This is a genomic window from Marmoricola sp. URHB0036 (assembly GCF_000426045.1).
Taxonomy (GTDB): domain Bacteria; phylum Actinomycetota; class Actinomycetes; order Propionibacteriales; family Nocardioidaceae; genus Marmoricola.
The window spans coordinates 226,441-243,756 of sequence record NZ_AUEP01000006.1; the positions used below are offsets into that span (position 1 = coordinate 226,441).

At 70.2% G+C, this 17,316-nt stretch carries 18 protein-coding genes; 6 read left to right on the forward strand and 12 right to left on the reverse strand.

The genetic code is table 11. The features are described 5' to 3' along the window. Positions 1-18: 18 nt before the first annotated feature. From H976_RS0107995 to H976_RS0108005, 3 genes are read right to left on the reverse strand one after another with little or no spacing between them, the layout of a single operon-like run. The gene (locus tag H976_RS0107995; protein WP_027861118.1) at positions 19-222 is read right to left on the reverse strand and encodes a hypothetical protein; all 204 of its coding nucleotides are present in this window, start codon (positions 220-222) and stop codon (positions 19-21) included. Further along, positions 219-899 carry a hypothetical protein gene (locus tag H976_RS0108000; protein WP_027861119.1) on the reverse strand — a complete coding sequence of 227 codons (681 nt, stop codon included), beginning with the start codon at positions 897-899 and terminating at the stop codon, positions 219-221. Before H976_RS0108000 ends, H976_RS0107995 begins: the two co-directional genes overlap by 4 nt. Then, complete coding sequence (locus H976_RS0108005; RefSeq protein ID WP_027861120.1) at positions 896-1,255, reverse strand: hypothetical protein; 360 nt, start codon at positions 1,253-1,255, stop codon at positions 896-898. The genes H976_RS0108000 and H976_RS0108005 overlap by 4 nt, the downstream gene beginning before the upstream one ends. Before the next feature lie 130 nt (positions 1,256-1,385). Here H976_RS0108005 and H976_RS25195 point away from each other — a divergent pair, with 130 nt between their 5' ends. Then, on the forward strand, positions 1,386-2,525 hold the full coding sequence (locus tag H976_RS25195; protein WP_051276444.1) for a sensor histidine kinase: 1,140 nt from the start codon (positions 1,386-1,388) through the stop codon (positions 2,523-2,525). After that, positions 2,516-3,166: a response regulator transcription factor gene (locus H976_RS0108015; RefSeq protein ID WP_196804001.1), complete on the forward strand. Its 651-nt coding sequence runs from the start codon at positions 2,516-2,518 to the stop codon at positions 3,164-3,166. The genes H976_RS25195 and H976_RS0108015 overlap by 10 nt, the downstream gene beginning before the upstream one ends. 93 nt (positions 3,167-3,259) lie before the next feature. Here the strand turns inward: H976_RS0108015 and H976_RS0108020 are convergent, their stop codons facing one another. Then, positions 3,260-3,652, reverse strand: a complete 393-nt coding sequence (locus tag H976_RS0108020; protein ID WP_027861122.1) for a hypothetical protein — start codon at positions 3,650-3,652, stop codon at positions 3,260-3,262. A gap of 72 nt (positions 3,653-3,724) precedes the next feature. Next, positions 3,725-4,573: a patatin-like phospholipase family protein gene (locus H976_RS0108025; RefSeq protein WP_027861123.1), complete on the reverse strand. Its 849-nt coding sequence runs from the start codon at positions 4,571-4,573 to the stop codon at positions 3,725-3,727. 205 nt (positions 4,574-4,778) lie between these two features. Between H976_RS0108025 and H976_RS0108030 the strand changes: the two genes are divergently transcribed. Then, the gene (locus tag H976_RS0108030) at positions 4,779-5,603 is read left to right on the forward strand and encodes a hypothetical protein (protein WP_027861124.1); all 825 of its coding nucleotides are present in this window, start codon (positions 4,779-4,781) and stop codon (positions 5,601-5,603) included. Positions 5,604-5,650: 47 nt separating this feature from the next. Next, positions 5,651-7,531, forward strand: coding sequence for a Na+/H+ antiporter NhaA (locus tag H976_RS0108035; RefSeq protein ID WP_081682747.1), 1,881 nt, complete (start codon positions 5,651-5,653; stop codon positions 7,529-7,531). Here the strand turns inward: H976_RS0108035 and H976_RS0108040 are convergent. After that, positions 7,459-7,860, reverse strand: a complete 402-nt coding sequence (locus H976_RS0108040; RefSeq protein WP_196804002.1) for a CoxG family protein — start codon at positions 7,858-7,860, stop codon at positions 7,459-7,461. The genes H976_RS0108035 and H976_RS0108040 overlap by 73 nt on opposite strands. A gap of 91 nt (positions 7,861-7,951) precedes the next feature. Continuing rightward, positions 7,952-8,953, reverse strand: a complete 1,002-nt coding sequence (locus tag H976_RS0108045; protein ID WP_051276446.1) for a YncE family protein — start codon at positions 8,951-8,953, stop codon at positions 7,952-7,954. A gap of 117 nt (positions 8,954-9,070) precedes the next feature. On the opposite strand from H976_RS0108045, the gene H976_RS0108050 reads away from it, so the two are divergent. Next, entirely contained in the window at positions 9,071-10,069 is a 999-nt protein-coding gene (locus H976_RS0108050; protein WP_027861128.1) for a heme-binding protein, read from the forward strand. A gap of 189 nt (positions 10,070-10,258) precedes the next feature. On the opposite strand, the gene H976_RS28625 is transcribed toward H976_RS0108050, so the two are convergent. The 4 genes from H976_RS28625 to H976_RS25215 form a co-directional block, all read right to left on the reverse strand. Then, entirely contained in the window at positions 10,259-12,439 is a 2,181-nt protein-coding gene (locus tag H976_RS28625) for a M1 family metallopeptidase (protein ID WP_051276448.1), read from the reverse strand. A 102-nt stretch (positions 12,440-12,541) separates the two neighbouring features. After that, positions 12,542-13,147, reverse strand: a complete 606-nt coding sequence (locus H976_RS0108065) for a response regulator transcription factor (RefSeq protein ID WP_027861129.1) — start codon at positions 13,145-13,147, stop codon at positions 12,542-12,544. After that, positions 13,144-14,262: a sensor histidine kinase gene (locus H976_RS25210; RefSeq protein ID WP_155918066.1), complete on the reverse strand. Its 1,119-nt coding sequence runs from the start codon at positions 14,260-14,262 to the stop codon at positions 13,144-13,146. Before H976_RS25210 ends, H976_RS0108065 begins: the two co-directional genes overlap by 4 nt. A 5-nt stretch (positions 14,263-14,267) precedes the next feature. Then, the gene (locus tag H976_RS25215) at positions 14,268-14,696 is read right to left on the reverse strand and encodes a DUF6069 family protein (RefSeq protein WP_051276452.1); all 429 of its coding nucleotides are present in this window, start codon (positions 14,694-14,696) and stop codon (positions 14,268-14,270) included. A gap of 125 nt (positions 14,697-14,821) precedes the next feature. On the opposite strand from H976_RS25215, the gene H976_RS0108080 reads away from it, so the two are divergent. Next, positions 14,822-15,844: an NADPH:quinone reductase gene (locus H976_RS0108080; protein ID WP_027861130.1), complete on the forward strand. Its 1,023-nt coding sequence runs from the start codon at positions 14,822-14,824 to the stop codon at positions 15,842-15,844. A 34-nt stretch (positions 15,845-15,878) separates the two neighbouring features. Here the strand turns inward: H976_RS0108080 and dnaB are convergent, their stop codons facing one another. After that, the gene (gene dnaB, locus H976_RS0108085) at positions 15,879-17,183 is read right to left on the reverse strand and encodes a replicative DNA helicase (RefSeq protein WP_231388834.1); all 1,305 of its coding nucleotides are present in this window, start codon (positions 17,181-17,183) and stop codon (positions 15,879-15,881) included. Positions 17,184-17,316 lie beyond the last annotated feature (133 nt).

Here is a 17,316-nt window from a genome sequence, read left to right on the forward strand (position 1 = left end):
GGACCAGGTGCGTGTCTCTCAGACACGTCGCGGGTCCTGTCCTGCTTCCTTGACGAGCCGGTCGCCGGGCTCGAGCTGCTTGAAGAGATCACGGCTCACGCGGATCTTGTCCTCGTGGCCGTCATCGTGCCGGATCGTCACGCGCCGGTAGAGGTTCGACCCGTCCAGCAGGGCGCGGGACTTCTTCACCACCACCGCGGTCCACGCGGTCGCGTCGCTCATGAGTTCCTCCAGGTCGGTGTCGGGGCCATCTCGGAGTGGTGCTGCTGCGTCGCGCGCAGGATCGACCGGCCGAGCACGGCGAACCAGATCACGTTGACGGCACCGATGGAGGCGACGGCGCCCCAACCGTTGGCGGCATAGAACCGTGCGGCATCCATGCCGAAGAAGAGCGACGGCACCAGCGCCAGGTTGAGCAGGGCGAGCACCATGCTCCCGGTGAGCACCCGGCTCGAGAAGAGCTGCCGGGCATTCGGGGCCGCCGCCAGTCCGAGCAGGAACACCGCGACCAGGACCCGGGCGATCGGGCCGTGCAGCATGACCATGCCGGCGGCCAGCGGGCCGTCGAGAGTCGGGTCGAGCCCGGCGTCGGGGTGCTGCAGGATCGTGCCGACCTCCAGGGACGCGGCCACCAGCGTGACGGTGACGTAGATGTTCAGAGCGGTGACCGCCAGCTCGCCGGCCAGCCCGGCATCGCCGTTCGGGCCGCGCAGGAGCCGCCCGAGGCCGACCGAGAAGGCCAGCAGCGCGGTGAAGGTCGCGAGCAGGAGCAGGTTGCGCAGCAGGACGTTCGACGAGGGTGGTGGGCCGGAGTAGACGAAGTAGAGCCCGACCATGACCACCGAGAGCAGGCCGCCGCCGAGGGCAGCCCATCCGGTGACGCGACGCTCGGCGCTCATCGGCCGGCCTCCGGCTCCGCGTGGGCTCGGGTCCACCAGCGGTGCCAGTGCTGCACAGCGGTCAGCCCCGCGACTGCGGCGGCGGCCGGCGCCGTGGTCCAGAGCCACCACGGCGAGTCGAGATGAGTCGTGACCAGGCCGATCATCAGCCAGACGACGACCTGCACGAGGGTGAGGACGAGCCCGAGGTACGCGACGACCGAGCGGGCGACCAGGAGCCGGCGCTCGAGCACGTCGGCCGCCGGGTCGACCGGACCGAAGATCTCCTCGAGCAGTGGACGGGAACGGACAGCGGACGGCCGAGGCGTGCTGCCTCGTACGCCGTAGCTGTTGACGGGTTGTGTGGTGGGATTCATGGCTCCAAGACAACTGCCGCGAGCACCCCGTCCGCGTCGCCCGACCTGCCATTTTCCCGCGACCTTCGTCGGACGGAGGTCAACCATTCGGGGGACTCGCGAACCGTCCCACGCACGTAGAGTCGCCCGGGTGAGTGCTGCGAGCGGTGCGGACTGGCGACGCGCGGCTCGTTCGGCGGTCGTCGTCCTGGCCGCCTATGCGGGCGGGCTGCTGCTGCTCTACACCGTGCTCGAGCAGGGGCCAACCGGGATCTGGCGCACCGTCGACGTGCTCGTCGGTGCAGCCGCCTGCCTGCTCCTCGTGGCGCGACATCGCGCACCCCTTGCCGTAGGAGTGACGCTCGCCGTCGCCGCTGCGTTCGTCGCGACGGCAGGCGTGGCGAACATGGTGGCGCTGTACTTCGTCGCGAGGTACCGCTCCCTGCCGATCGCGGTGAGCCTGGCCGTGGCGAACGTGCTGGCCGGCTGCGTGTTCTGGCTGGTGTATCCCGACAACATGGGGCTCTCGGTCACCCTGACCGTGAACGTGGCGATCGCCGCAGCGGTCACCGCCTGGGGAGCCCTGCTCCAGTCACGGGACGCCCTGGTGGCTGCCTACCGGGAACGCGCCGAGCAGGCCGAGGCGGAACGGAACCTCCGCGAGGAGCACATCCGAGCCACCGAGCGCACCCGCATCGCCAGGGAGATGCACGACGTGGTGGCGCACCGGATCTCGCTCGTCGCGCTGCACGCGGGCGGGCTCGAGGTCTCGCCGGGGCACGACCAGGACGGCATCGGTGAGGCAGCCGCTCTCATCCGCAGCTCGGCGGTGCAGGCCCTCGACGAGCTGCGCGCGGCGATCGGCGTGCTGCGTGAGGGCGAGCCGCGAACTCTGGAGCAGCCAGGGCTCGATCGTCTCGACGACCTGGTCGAACAGGCCCGAAGCGCCGGTCAACAGGTCGTGCTCGACCTCGACCCGGCGCTGGACTCCTCGGGTCCGGCCGCGTCCGGCACGCTCGGTCGCGATGTCTACCGCATCGTGCAGGAGGGTCTGACCAATGCCCGCAAGCACGCCCCAGGGGAGTCTGTGCGGGTCAGCGTTGCTCGCACGGGCGAGGACATCGAGGTCGACGTGGTCAACCGCTGCGCCACCGTCTCACTCGGCGTACCCGGCTCGAGCAGCGGCCTGATCGGCCTGGTGGAGCGAGCCACCCTGGCCGGTGGGCGCCTCACCCACGGCACCACCGCGGACGGCGAGTTCGTGCTGAGGGCGTGGTTGCCGTGGCCGTGAAGGTGCTGGTGGTCGACGACGACGTGTTCGTCCGGGCCGGTCTGCGGATGGTGCTGGCCAGCGACCAGGAGCTGGATCTCGTCGCCGAGGCCGGTGACGGTGCCGAGGCGGTGGCCCGCTGCCGAGACCTGCGTCCCGACGTCGTACTGATGGACCTGCAGATGCCCGTCCTCGACGGCGTCGCTGCGACCCGGCAGATCGCCGCGCTCGACGACGCGCCGGCGGTGCTGATCCTGACCACCTTCCATCTCGACTCCTACGTCCTCGACGCGCTGGAGGCGGGGGCGCGTGGCTACCTGCTCAAGGAGACCGCACCCCGCGAGCTGACCCGCGCGATCCACGTCCTCGCCGGCGGCGAGTCGGTGTTCTCGGCACCGGTGACCGAGCGGCTCGTCCAGCAGCTGGGTCGTGGAGCCGACGACCCGGTGGCGCTGACCGCTCGTGAGCGGCTGGCGGCTCTCACCGATCGCGAGCGAGCCGTCGCCGAGGCGGTCGCCGACGGCCTGTCCAACGCGGCCATCGCCGCCTCCCTGTTCCTCGGCGAGGCGACGGTGAAGACCCACGTCTCTCGCGTCCTCACCAAGACGGGGTCGTCGAACCGCGTGCAGATCGCCCTGCTGGTCTACCAGGCCCGGAGCTGAACCGTCCGAGCGCAGCCGCGGGACGTCATACGAATCGTGGCCTCGAGCGCTCTGTCCGTATGACGTCCTGCGCTCGCCAGGCACAACACCCAGTTAGCCGGCGCTGCGCTTCTCGAGCTCGTCGATGAACGCCGCCGCCAGCCGCTCGTAGTCGTCGGCCGTCAGCCGGATCTGGTCGCCGGGCGCGAGGCCGAGCACGGACTTCTCGGGCTGGTACTTCACCACCGTGCCCGCGTCGAACCGGCCGCCGTTGCCGATCAGCGAGTCGACGACCAGCTCCACCTCGCTGAGCGGGTTGGTGTCCTTGCCGGTCATCTTGCGGATGCGGTGCACGAACGGTCGGTCGAGCGCGAGCACCAGTCCGTTGAAGTACGACGTCTCCAGGTCGCCGCCGGCGCCTGACGAGCGCCAGTCGGCGAGCTGCTTCTTCACGGTGGCCCGGGCGTTCTCGAGCTCCTCGGGTTCATAGCTGTTGCGGCCGAGCATCGCCGGCTCCTCTCGTCAGGGTGTCCTCGAACCTATGACGTACGACGCCCCACGGATGTGACTGCTCGACGGTCAGCCGTTCCAGGCAGCGCGGACCTGGTCGAGGACGGACGCCGCCTGTCGCAGGCCCGCTCGCGCCGCGTCGGCCCGCTTGGCGGGGTCGAGCACGTTCTTGCCGATGTCGACGAGCGCCTCCTTGTCCGGCGTCACCACCGCGGTGTGGGTGGCGCCAGTTCGCTCGAGCTGGGCCCGGATCGAGGTTGCCTTGCTGAACGCCTGCGGGAGCGGCGCGATCACGATCACCGTGTCGGCACCCTCGGCGAGGTCGACGTTGGCGGTCGAGCGCATGCCGCCGTCGACGTAGTGCTTGCCGTCGATGGTCACCGCCGGCCACACGAGAGGTACGGCGCAGCTGGCGGCCACCGCGTGCACGATGTCCACCCCGCTGTCCTTGTCGAAGACCACGAACTTCCCGGTCTCGGCCTCGACGGCCGTCACCTTGAAGTCGCGGTCGCCCCACTGCTCCACCCCGATGCGCGACCGGATCACCTCGACCCGCCTCTCCCCACCGGGTGCATGGGCCTTCATCGACATCGCGCCGATACGGGCGCGCTTGGCGTTGCCGCTGCCCGGGATCAGCAGGGGCGGCACCATCCGCAGCATCGTCAACCGGGACAGCTTGGCCCCGATCTCCTGGTCCGCCGGCTCGAGCTGGGTCTTGTAGAGGTCGTCGATCGTGCGCCCGGTGGTGATCTGCGCACCGACCACCGACCCGGCCGACGTACCGACGACGAGGTCGGCCGTGGTGAGGTCGACGCCGGCGTCCGCCAGTCCCTTGAGGATCCCGAGCTCCCAGGCGATGCCGGTCACTCCGCCGCCACCGAGGACGAGTGCCCGGCCGTTCGCGTTGCGCTGCGTCATGGCTGCAACCTACTGATTGCTCCTCCATGTGGCGGCGCCGGTCCGGGCGGTGTATCGCTGGGTGACACGGATCGTGCATCCCGACCAGCGAATCTCGGCTGGTGGCGAGGAAGGCAGTCGAGGGTCTAGACCCCGAGCCCGGACAAAGGCCAACGTATCGGGAGCACGGGTCGTCGGACCCGCGGTTCGCCCGCAGACTGCCGACATGACGACCACGCTTCCGCGCCGGATCCTCGCGATCCTGGGCGCCGTCCTGCTCTCGCTGCTCGCGCTCACCGCGACGGGCAGAGCCGGGGCCGCCACCGACACCACCAGGCCGACCGTCACGGTCCCGGCCATCTCCTCCTTCATCGTCGGCGAACAGACCGACGACACGATCATCGACGACGGGGGACAGCCGTGGTTCGCGGACGGCGGCGCCAACCGGCGGTTCACGTGGACCATGACGGACGCGTCCGGCATCTGTCGGTACACGCTCGACGAGCACTTCAGCGCCGAAGGCTGGACCCTCACCGCCGAGAACCACCAGACCCATGTGACGTCGGCGCAGTTCACCTACTTCGCCGACTCCTACGAGAACTCCGACGACCTCGACCAGGTGCGCATCAACGTCTTCGACTGCGCCGGCAACAAGACCTCGGTCGTGCGCCCGACCAGCCACATCGACGTCGAGAAGGACTACGGTCCGACGATTCCCAGTGGCTGGGCGCGGACCTCGTGCACCTGTGCCATCGGCGACAGCATGCTGCGTACGTCGACCGCCAACGCGTCGTTGAGCACGGTGGTCAACGGACAGGGCACCAACAAGCACGTGGCCCTCGTGATGGCCAAGGGACCTGGTCGCGGCAAGGCCGCCATCTACGTCGACAACGTCAAGGTCACGACGATCGACACCTACGCCTCGGTCAACACCAACCGGGTGATCATGTGGGACAGGGGCCTGACCGGTAGTGCGAACCACACCATCAAGGTGGTCAACCTCGCGACCGCGGGTCGTCCGCGCATCGACATCGACGCCTACGTGCACTGATCCACCACGGTGCGGGCCGGCTGGGTAGCCTCTGTCCGTGGTCCGCAATGGCTGACGCGTCCTACTCCGCGTCCTGGCGGGACATCACCTTGTGGCAACGAGGACGCTCGGCGCCGCTGCGCTCGTTCCTGCAGACCGAGTCCGGGAGCGCCGGCGTGCTCGTGGCGGCGGTGCTGGTCGCCCTCGTCTGGGCCAATGTCGACTCCTCGTCCTACCACTCCTTCTGGGACACCGAGCTGTCCATCAAGCTCGGCTCCCATGGTCCGTCGTACGACCTGAGGGAGTGGGTCAACAGCGGCCTGATGACGTTCTTCTTCCTCGTCGTCGGGCTGGAGACCCGGCGTGAGTTCGACCTCGGCGACCTCCGCGAGCGACGACGCTTCCTGCTGCCGTTCGCGGTCGGACTGGTGGGCATGGCGGTGCCGGCCGCTGTCTTCCTGGCCTTCAACGCCGGCCACGGAAATGAGCAGGCGTGGGGCATCGCGATGTCGACCGACACCGCCCTGGCCCTCGGGCTGCTCGCCCTGATCGGCCGCGAGGTCCCTGACCGGGCACGGGTCTTCCTGGTGACGGTCTTCGTGGTCGACGACCTGGCGGCGCTGGCGGTGATCGCGTTCGTGTACAGCGACGACATCACGGTCTGGCCGATCGCGCTCGCGGTCCTGCTGTACGCCGCCCTGCTGGTCGCCGTGCGGCTGCGGATGCAGCAACGCTGGCTGTTCCTCCTCCTCGGCATCCTGATCTGGTCGGCCCTGATGACCAGCGGGGTCGACCCGCTGGTGGCCGGGCTGGCGATCGGGCTGGCCGCGCCGGCGTACACCCCGAGCCGTGGTGAGCTCGAGGAGGCGACCGGACGCGTGCGGCAGTTCCGCGAGGAGCCGACGCCCGAGCTCGCGCGCACCGCCACCGTCGGGCTCACCTCGACGATCTCGCCGAACGCACGGCTGCAGGCCTTCTACCACCCGTGGACCAGCTATGTGATCGTCCCGCTGTTCGCGCTGTCGAACGCCGGGATCGGGCTCGACCTGGACTTCCTGCGGGATGCCTACGCCGCCCCGGTCACCCTCGGGGTCCTCGTCGGCTACGTCGTCGGCAAGCCGATCGCCGTCGTGACGACGTCGTGGGCCGTCACGCGGCTCAGCGGCGGCCGGGTCCGTCCGCCGGTCGGCTGGGCAGCCGTCATCGGCAGCGGCACCATCTCCGGGATCGGCTTCACCGTGGCCCTGCTGATCGCCAGTCGGGCGCTGCGCGGCGTCGAGCTCGACCAGGCCAAGCTCGGCGCGCTGACGGCCGTAGTCGTCTCGGCGCTGCTGACCGGGATCGTCTACCGCCTCGCCGCGTTGCTCTCCCCCGACCGCAAGGCCAGGGCCCTGCTCGGCGACACCACCCTGATCCAGGACCTCATCCCCGAGATCGACCCCAAGTGCGACCACGTCCGCGGACCCGTCGAGGCGCCGATCACGGTCATCGAGTTCGGCGACTTCGAGTGCCCTCACTGCGGCCGGGCCGAGCCCGTCGTACGCGACCTGCTCGTGGACACCGACGTCCGCTACGTGTGGCGACACCTGCCGCTGACCGACGTACACCCTCAGGCGCAGCTGGCCGCCGAAGCAGCCGAGGCCGCGGCAGCCCAGGGCGCCTTCTGGGAGATGCACGACGTGCTGCTCGCCCACCAGGACGAGCTGGAGGGCAAGCACCTGATGCGGTACGCCGAGCAGCTGGGCCTGGACACCGAGCGCTTCCACGACGAGCTCAAGGCCAGTGCCCACCAGAACCGGGTGGCGCAGGACGTCGAGTCCGCCGACCTCAGCGGTGTCTCCGGGACACCCACGTTCTTCGTCAACGGTCAGCGCCACTACGGCGCCTTCGACCTCGACACGCTCTCCGCCGTCATCAGGACCGCCCGGGAGCAGCTGCGCATCAGGTGATCGGTGGCGCCGGCCGGGCCGCCGACGTGGACGCGCGCGTCGTAGGCGAGCGACGTCGTGCCCGAAGCCGGCCCGTGCCCGATCCGCATCTCGAGCCCGACCTCGAGCGTGTGCTGGCGCCCGCGTCCGTCGAGCGACACCGTCAGCCGCGAGCCGGGAGCGGTGTCCGTGACCGTGAGCAGGCCGCGGTAGGTGTCGGAGCCGGCGGTGAGGATCGCGACGTACTCCTGGTCACCGAGCGGGATCAGGCGCTCGCACCCCGGGATCGACGCGCTGAGCACCTCGGGATCGTGCAACGCCTGCCAGACGTCGTCCGGCCTGCCTGCCACATGGTGCTCCTCGGTGTATCGCATCCTCGGTCCCTTCGCCGGCTCCGAGGAACAGGAGGCGCAGTGGCCGACCCAGATACGTACGGTCAGGTCACCGGGTGATGCGCTCCACCACGCCGTCCTCGGTGCCGGTCACCCAGAGGGTCCGCGCTCCGGGCGCCACTGCGACGGTGTCGGGTTGTCGCACGGTCGGGTAGCTGGCGATCACCTTCGGCTGGTCCCCGCTGACGTCCAGTCCGACGAGCCGGTTGCCGCCGGTGAGGGTCACCCAGGCGGTCCCGGTGGTGGGGTCACCGGCCACGTCGTACGGGCTGCCGCTCAGGGCGATGGACCCGACCTGCTTCAGCGGGTCGAGGGTGAAGAGCAGCACCCGGTCGCCGCGGGTGTCGGTCACCGCGACCCGGCCGGCGCCGACCAGCACCCCGTAGGTCGGGCCCTTGCCGGCAGCCACGCGCGCGACCCGCTTGTCGGTGTCGAGGTCGTACGTCGTGACCGTGTAGTCGCCGACGTCGACCGCCACCGCGAGACGGCCCGAGGCGAGCACACCGCCGGGCTGTCGCAGGTCGGTGAAGGTGTGCACCACCCGCCCCCGTCGTACGACGGACAGCGAGCCGCTGAACTCGTTGCCGACCAGCACGTCCCCGTCGTCGGTGCCCGTCGCGTCGTGCGGATGGCGTTGTACGTCGGTGGCCCGCGTCCGTCCGGTGGCCAGGTCGACCTCGAAGACCTTGTCGGCCGTCTCGCTCGGCACCAGCATCGTGCCGCCCTGCGGCGTGACCTGGAGGTGGCGGACCTTGCCGGGAAGGCCGAGCGAGCGGCGTACCCGCAGCGTGTCGGGGTCGAGCACGAGCAGCCGGTAGGGATCGCGCACCGCCACGGCGAGCGAGTCGGTCCTCGCGTCGTACGCGATCCCCTGCGGCAGCGGCGCCACCTTTCGCGTCGTACCAGCCGGGGTGGTCGTCAGGGCCGGTGAGGTCGCCGGCTCCGCGGCGTGCCTGCCGTCGTCCCTGGCCGCGGTCCCGGAACCACAGCCGGCCAGTGCCACCAGCCCCGCGGTCACGGCCAGGGCGACGGAGGGGAAGGGCCGAGGCATGCGCCCAACCTAGGCATCCCTACCCAGCGGTATCTGTGCAACGCCATGGCCCCTCCTCCTCGCATGGACCAGGGGCACGTCCGTCCGGGCGCGTCAGACACCTCACGAGGAGTGCTCATGACCGACAGACGTTTGGAAACGATGGAAGGCCAGCAGCGACGCATCGAAGTCGCGCGACCGCTCGATCCGGACCTGGGACCGCTCGCCAAGCTGCCGGGGAGGTGGGTCGGCCAGGGCCGCGGCTGGAACATGATCGCGCTGCCGTTCGCGGCCGGCCCGCTGGACTACCGGCTGCTGCTGAACCAGTACGACGAGGAGCTGAGCTTCACGCTCGTCGACAAGGGCGTGCCCAACCGTGGAGTCTCCGCGAACCACGCCCAGCAGCACGACCAGTTCGTGGTGACCCTCGACTACGAGCAGGTGATCCACCAGGTGGCCGTCGTCGACGAGCCGGCCAGCACGGTGACCGGCGCTCCCGGTGCCGCGATCCACCACGAGCCGGGGCTGTTCCTGAACATGCTCAACCGGATCCCCGACGGCTTCGACATCGCCCGGCTGGCGACCATCCCCCACGGCGATGCGGTGCTGGCCCTCGGGAACAGCGCGCACGTCACCGGTCCTCCGCAGATCAGGGCCGTCGACGGGCTCCCGGTCGGGGTGAACCAGGACCTGGTCAACAACCCCTACCTGGCGCCGTACAAGCACTTCCACGACAACCCGTTCAAGGGCAACGTCGGCTTCCCGGGCTTCCCCGGCTTCGACCCGACGGCCCCGCACCTGTTGCTGCAGCTCGCCAACAACGGGCTCACCATCACCAGGACGACGGTGCTCGACCTGGACACCTCCAACCCCACCGGCGGGATCAAGAACATCCCGTTCGTGGTCAAGCAGGCCGACGCCGCGTCGATGAAGTCGACCTTCTGGATCAACGAGCTGGCTCCGGACGGCGACGGCAACGTCGAGCTCCAGCTGCAGTACCTGCAGATCGTGATGCTCGACTTCTTCCCCCGCCGCGACGGCCTTCCCGGCCGGATCAGCTGGCCGCACGTCAGCATCAACACGCTGACCAAGGTCGCCGACGAGCCCGCCACACCCCGCGAGCTCGTCACCGGCTGAACGACCTGGCGTGGGACCGGCACGGTCCGGTCCCACCCGGTCGTCGCCGATCCGCCCGGGGCACCGGCTACGAATCCCTGTTGACCATCCGCTCGACCCGAGGAGGTGTGAGATGACCGGTCCGGTCACCGACGTCACCGTGCTGCGACGTACGACGGCACTGTCGCCTGCGCAGGACTGCGCGTGCGGTCAGGCGCTCGACTGCTGCCACACCACGCACTGCCCCCGCTGCGGCATCACGCTGCGGGCCGCCTGATCCGTCAGTAGCCGCGGTGCGCCCTGATGCGCGCCCCCGGCGTGGGGACGTGACTGGCGCTGCGCCTGGCTGCCGTCTCCGGCCAGACCAGCAGGCTTGGACGGCGTGAACAGCCAGGTCTTGAAGAACCCACGGAGGTTCTGGCCCGACACGTGCTGTGCCAGGGCGATGAACTGTGCGGTGCTGACGTTCCCGCCCGCGTGCCGTGCGGTCCAGCGCCTGAGCAGGTGGAAGAAGTCCCGGTCACCGATCCGGTGACGTAGGGCGTGCAGGGTCATCGCGCCCCGCTCGTAGACCGGTCCGTCGAAGAAGTGGTCCGGCCCGGGGTCACCGATGACGAGCTGCCAGAACGGGTCGTTGGCCGGAATGGACGCGTCGGCATCGAAGAACTCCTGCACCGTGCCGTCCCCGTGGTGCGCCGACCAGAGCCACTGCAGGTAGGTCGCGAACCCCTCGTTGAGCCACGTCTCGCGCCACTTCGCCACCGACAGGCTGTCTCCCGTCCACTGGTGGGCGAGCTCGTGCGCCACCACGCCGAGGTAGCCGGCCGGTTCCCCGAGGAAGATGACCTGGCTGTAGATCGGCCGGGTCTGGTTCTCGAGGGCGTAGCCGAGGTCGGGGTCGTCGTCGACGATGCCGCCGGCCTGCTTGAACGGGTAGGGCCCGAGCACTCTCGAGAGGAACCGCAGCATCTCCGGCTCGTGCGCGAACGCGGCTCGCGCCCTCTCGCCGAGGCTCGGAGTCGGGTCCGCGCTCACCAGACGCCAGTCGGCCGGGTTGCCGGGGCTGCCCGCCGGTGCACCGGGCACGGTCCAGCCGTCGAGGGTGTTGCCGTCGTTCTCGAAGGAGGTCGTCCCCTGACCGCCCGGCCCGGCGACGTCGTCGACGTACGCACCCGGGAACGAGTAGACGTCGTCGGTGATGTTGCTCAGTGACAGGTCCACCTGCTGCCCGGCGTACGGCGCGAGGTCCACGGTCCACGTCTCGTAGCCGTCGCTCTTGCCGGTCGCCGCGTTCCAGGCACCGGTGCTGCCGGTCGGCGTGCAACCGCCGTTGCCGTCATCGCTCTGGTAGTGGGACAGGAAGGGGTGGATGGTCATCCAGTAGGGGCAGCTGTTGCCGGTGCTGGTGGTCGTGTGTCCGTTGAGGTCGGGCAGCGTCGTCCAGCTGGACGTGCCGACCCGGTGCGCTTCCACCGTGAAGAAGTCCCAGTCGGGCTCGTTGTTGCGTACGACGTGGAAGGTCAGCTTGCCACCGGACGCGGGCACGTTGAATCGGCGCGTCAACCGCTTGTAGCTCGAGTCGTCGCCACCGGAGACGGCGAACCTCGAACCGGTGCGGGGAGTCGGCTTGTGCAGGAGCGAGGAGTCGATGGCGTCGTAGAACGAGATGCCGTTGCGTCGGTACGACGTGATCGCGAAGTGACCGGTCGTGGCCGTGGCGAGGTAGGAGGCCATCGGCTCGGTCTCGCGCCACTGGAACGTCGTGCGGCCACCGTGGGTGCGCCTCCTCACCAGGGCGCCGTTCGAGACCGCCTGCAGTCCGCGTGGAACCGTGATGGAGACGGCGTACCTCGCCTTGTCGCGCGGGTGGTCTTTGACCGGGAACCAGGATGCGGCGACGTGGGGCTCGCCGATCACCACTGCTCCGTCGGAGGTCGGGAAGACACCGCCCGGGACCTGCCCTTCCTCCTCGATGACCTCGGGGGTGCCGTGGTAGCGCACCCTGACGATGAAGCGGTGACGCTTCTTGATGGCTTTCCTGGGCGTGATCCTGAGCTCGTGGTTGCTCCGGCTCCACGTCGCGGCCTTGCCGTTGACCCGCACCGCGTCGACGTGCAGCCCGACGAGGTCGAGGTCGAAGCGCGAGAGCGCCTTGGTGGCCCGCGCCGTGATGACGGCCAGCCCCGTCAACGTGTGGGGACCTGGCCGGTAGCTGATGTGCAGGGCGTAGTGCGCGACGTCGTAGCCACCGTTGCCGTCCAGCGGGAAGTACGGGTCACCGACGCCCGGCGACCCCGGACTCGGTGGAGCCCCGGGCGCGGCAACGGCTCCGGTGGCCGGCACGGCCAGGAGGACGAGTGAGGCAAGGACAGCGGTGGTGGCACTGCGCATGGCGAGATCCCCTCTTCGCCTTCGAACCTGCCACCGCGTCCGCAGACTGGTCAACGGGCGGACGAGTCGTGGTCTGGACAGTCCTCGAAGAGCCCTTGCGGACTACAGCCAGCCGTGGTCACGGGCGATGAGCGCGGCCTCGGTCTTGTTGCGGGTACCGGTCTTGCCGATGGCGGCCGAGAGGTAGTTGCGCACCGTGCTCTCGCTGAGGAACAGCCGCCCGGCGATGTCGGCGATGGTCGATCCGTCCTCCGCTGCCGCCAGCACGTCGCGCTCGCGGATGGTCAGCGGGTTGACGGCCGAGCGCAGCGCCGAGCCGGCCAGCTCCGGGTCGATCACGGTGGCGCCCGAGGCGACCCGCCGGATGGACTCGGCGAGGCCCTCGGCGGGCTGGTCCTTGACCAGGAACCCCCTGACCCCGCTGGCCATCGCCCTCTGCAGGTAGCCCGATCGGCCGAAGGTGGTCACGATGACCACCTGGCAGGTCGGCAGCGACCGCGAGAGCTCGTCGGCCGCATCGAGGCCGGAGACGTGGGGCATCTCGATGTCCAGCAGCGCGATGTCCGGGCGCTCACGCAGCGCGGTCGGGACGATGTCGGCACCGTCGGCCACCTCGGCCACCACCTCGAGATCGGGCTCGAGCCCGAGCAGGACGGCCAGGGCGCCACGCATCATGGCCTGGTCCTCGGCCAGCAGGATGCGGATCACGGCCGCGCTCCGACGCGGGAGGGGACACTGGCGACGAGGCGGAACCCGGTCCCGGTGGAGGACGTCTGCACCTGTCCGCCTGCCGCGCGCAGCCGGTCGCGCAGACCGTCCAGGCCGCCCGCCCGGACCGAGGTGCCCTCGGCCGGCCGGGTCGGGGTGCCGACACCGTTGTCGACGACGACGAGCTCGGTGCGGTCGCCGCGCCGGGTCACCTCGATGGAGCAGCTGTCGGCCCCGGAGTGCCGCAGCACGTTGGTGATGCCCTCACGCAGCGCCCACGCCAGCACCGCTCCGGTGTCTTCCGGCAGGTCGGCGTCCCCTACGTCGATGGTGGCGCGGATCCCGGCCGCCTCGAGAGCGTCCCGGGCGCCGAGCAGCTCCTCCGGGAGGGAGGGCGCGCGCATCGCATCGACCGCCTGACGTACGTCGAGCAGCGCCGTACGGCCGACCCGCTCGATGTCGGCGGCGTGCTCGGCGGCCGCGTCGGGATCGGTCGCGACCAGGCGGCGTACGGCCTGGGCCTTGACCACCATCACCGACAGGGTGTGCCCGAGCAGGTCGTGCAGGTCGCGGGAGAACCGCTCGCGCTCCTCGGCGACGGCGACCCGGGCCAGCTCCGCACGAGTACGCCGGAGCTCGTCCACGGTCTCGAGCAACCGGGTGAACGCGGTGCTGGCCAGCAGAGCCAGCAGCACCACGAAGACCTCCGTCCACACGCGGGACCCCTCGTGGGGCTCGACCCGCCACGCGGCCCAACCCGAGAGCGGCACCACGACGGCGCCGGCCAGGGCCAGCCAGCGGCCGCGCAGCACCACCGGAGCAGCGTTGGCGATCAGGATCCAGGTCCCCAGCCACTCGACGTTGGCGTGCGTGGCGCCGGCGAAGCACGCGCCGAGCATCGTGCTGAAGGCGAGGTAGGGCCGCAGGTCCGTGCCCTGCGGCGAGGCGAGCAGTCCGATCACGAGCGCGCAGCCCGCGATCACCACGATCAGGGCGAGGTTGAAGGCGGCCTGCCAGCCGTCGCCGAGCGTGAGCAGCGGCCCGAGCAGGAGCGGGATGGTCCAGACGAAGACGGAGATGTTGCGCTGCCACGACGAGTCGGCGGCCCTCCACACGGCGCTCACGCTACGCCGCGCTGACGCGTCCAGCGTGCACCGATGAGCACGACGGCGCCGACGACGAGGTGGAGGCTGACGAGCGCGAGCCCCGACCCGAGGTCGGCGGCACCCAGCGGGCCGAGCAACGAGACCAGCCACACGGCGCCGGCGATCGCGGTCCACGTCCGCAGGGCTCGTGGTTGCCGCCGCTCCAGGAAGCGGAGCAGCCCGAGCCCGGCGACGGACACGACAGCGGCGGTCACCAACGCGCTGACCAGGCCCACCTGGTGCGTGTCCTGGCCACTGCGGACGGCCAGGTCGGAGCCGAGCGCACGCCAGCCGAGCCAGGTGAGCCCGGCCAGGGCGCTCGCGAGCACGGCGATGGTGTGGTCGGCGCCGTGCCGGCTCCGGGCCGGTCCGGTCGTCGTCGGGTGGGCGTCGGTGTGCGTCATGGTTCCTTCTCCTCGCCTACGCCCGTGGATCGGGCGACGTGTCCACGCTAGGAAGGCGCGGCGGCGGAGGGCAGGGAGTTGCGTGCCGATCCGGCAGTGACATTCGTACCGGTACGGTCGAAGTCATGCGCGCCATCACCTACACGCACAACGGCGATCCCGACGTCCTCACGCTCGTCGACCGGCCGGTGGCCGAGCCCGGGCCCGGAGAGGTCCGCGTGCGGATCCACCGCTCGGGCGTCAACCCGACCGACTGGAAGTCCCGCCAGGGCAGCACGTCCGGCAGCCCGGTCGATCCGCCGCAGGTGCCCAACCAGGACGGGTCCGGTGTCGTCGATGCCGTCGGTCCCGGAGTGGAGGAGGCACTGGTCGGCCTGCGGGTGTGGATCTGGGAGGCGGCGTACCAGCGTCCTGAGGGCACGGCGCAGGAGTACGCCCTGGTGCCGCGACGCAACCTCGACCTGCTTCCCGACGCGGCCTCCTTCGACCTCGGTGCCTCGCTGGGCGTGCCGTTCCTCACCGCGCACCGGACTCTGACCGTGACCGAGGAAGGCCCGCTGCGCCTGGGCCCCGGCACCCTCCAGGGCCGGACCGTCCTGGTCTCCGGTGGTGCAGGTGCAGTGGGCAACGCCGCGATCCAGCTCGCCCGCTGGTCCGACGCACTGGTCATCACCACGGTGAGCAGTCCCGAGAAGGCCAACCTGGCGGCACAGGCGGGGGCCGACCACGTCATCGACTACCGGCAGCAGGACGTCGTGGCCGAGGTGCGCAAGATCGCGCCCGACGGCGTCGACACGATCGTCGAGGTGGCCGCCGCGGCCAATGCGGAGATCGACGCACAGGTCATCGGCCTGCACGGGTCGGTCGCGGTGTACGCCGACGACGGTGGCGCGCCACTGTCACTCCCCGTCCGTCCGCTGATGATGCCCAACGCACGCTGGCAGTTCGTGCTCGTCTACACCGCTCCCCACGACTGGAAGCGACGCGCGGTCGACGACGTCTCGGCCGCCGTGCTCGACGGCGCGGTGGGGGTCGGCGAGGAGGCGGGCCTCCCCCTGCATCACTTCCCGCTCGAGCACACTGCCGACGCACACGCCGCCGTCGAGGGCGGCGCGATCGGCAAGGTGCTCGTCGACGTCGCGGACTAGCGGCCCGGACCCAGGTTGGCCCGGACCCGGTTGACTAGTGGGCCATGTCGACGAAGCGGGAGTAGTGGCCCTGGAAGCTGACCACGACATCGCGGGTGGGGCCGTTGCGGTGCTTGGCGACGATGATGTCGGCCTCGCCGGCACGGGGTGACTCGCGCTCGTAGACGTCCTCGCGGTGGAGCAGCATCACGATGTCGGCGTCCTGCTCGATCGAGCCGGACTCACGCAGGTCGCTCATCATCGGGCGCTTGTCGGAGCGTTGCTCGGGACCACGGTTGAGCTGCGAGAGCGCCACGATGGGGACGTCGAGCTCCTTGGCCAGCAGCTTGATCTGGCGGGAGAACTCCGAGACCTCGACCTGGCGGGACTCGACCTTCTTGCCGCTGCTCATCAGCTGGAGGTAGTCGATCACGATCAGCTTGAGGTCGTGGCGCTGCTTGAGCCGACGGGCCTTGGCCCGGATCTCCATCATCGTCATGTTGGGGCTGTCGTCGATGAACATCGGAGCGCTGGAGACCTGGCCCATCTTGGGACCGAGCTTGTTCCAGTCGTCGTCGTTCATCTCGCCCTTGCGCATGTTGTTCAGCGGGATCTTGGCCTCGGCCGAGAGCAGGCGCATGGTGATCTCGGTCTTGGACATCTCCAGGCTGAAGATCACGCTGGTCAGGTTGTTGTGGATCGAGGCGGCCCGACAGAAGTCGAGGGCGAGCGTCGACTTACCGACCGCGGGCCGGGCCGCGACGATGATCATCTGGCCGCCGGTGAAGCCGTTGGTCAGCTCGTCGAGGTCGGCGAAGCCGGTGGGCACCCCACCGCCCGAACCGTCCTTGTTGGAGATCGCCTCGATCTCGTCGAGGGTGCCCTCCATGATCGCGGAGAGAGGGGCATAGTCCTCCTGCTGGCGCTTCTCGCCGATCGCGTAGATCTCCTGCTGGGCCACGTCGACGGTCTGGTCGACATCGCCCTCGCCGGCGTACCCCATCTGCGCGATCTTGGTGCCGGCGTCGACCAGCCGCCGCAGGATGGCCTTCTCGCGCACGATGGTCGCGTAGTAGCCCGCGTTGGCGGCGATCGGGACGCTGGCCGAGAGCGTGTGGAGGTACGGCGCCCCGCCGACCCGACCCAGCTCGCCGCGACGGTTGAGCTCGGCCGACACGGTGACCGGGTCGGCCGGCTCGCCCCGGCCGTAGAGGTCGACGATGGCGTCGTAGATGGTCTCGTGGGCCGGGCGGTAGAAGTCGGCGCCACCGATCTGCTCGTTGACGTCGGCGATCGCGTCCTTGGAGATGAGCATCGAGCCGAGCACGCTCTGCTCGGCGTCGGAGTCCTGCGGCGGCATCCGGCCCGACCAGTGCTCCTGGTTGCCGCTCACGTCGTCGCTGAGGTAGGTGGGGTAGGTGTCGGTCCACGACTCGCTCATCGCGACGGCGGCGCCGCCCTCCGAACCGCCCGGATCGGTGTTGCTCATCCCA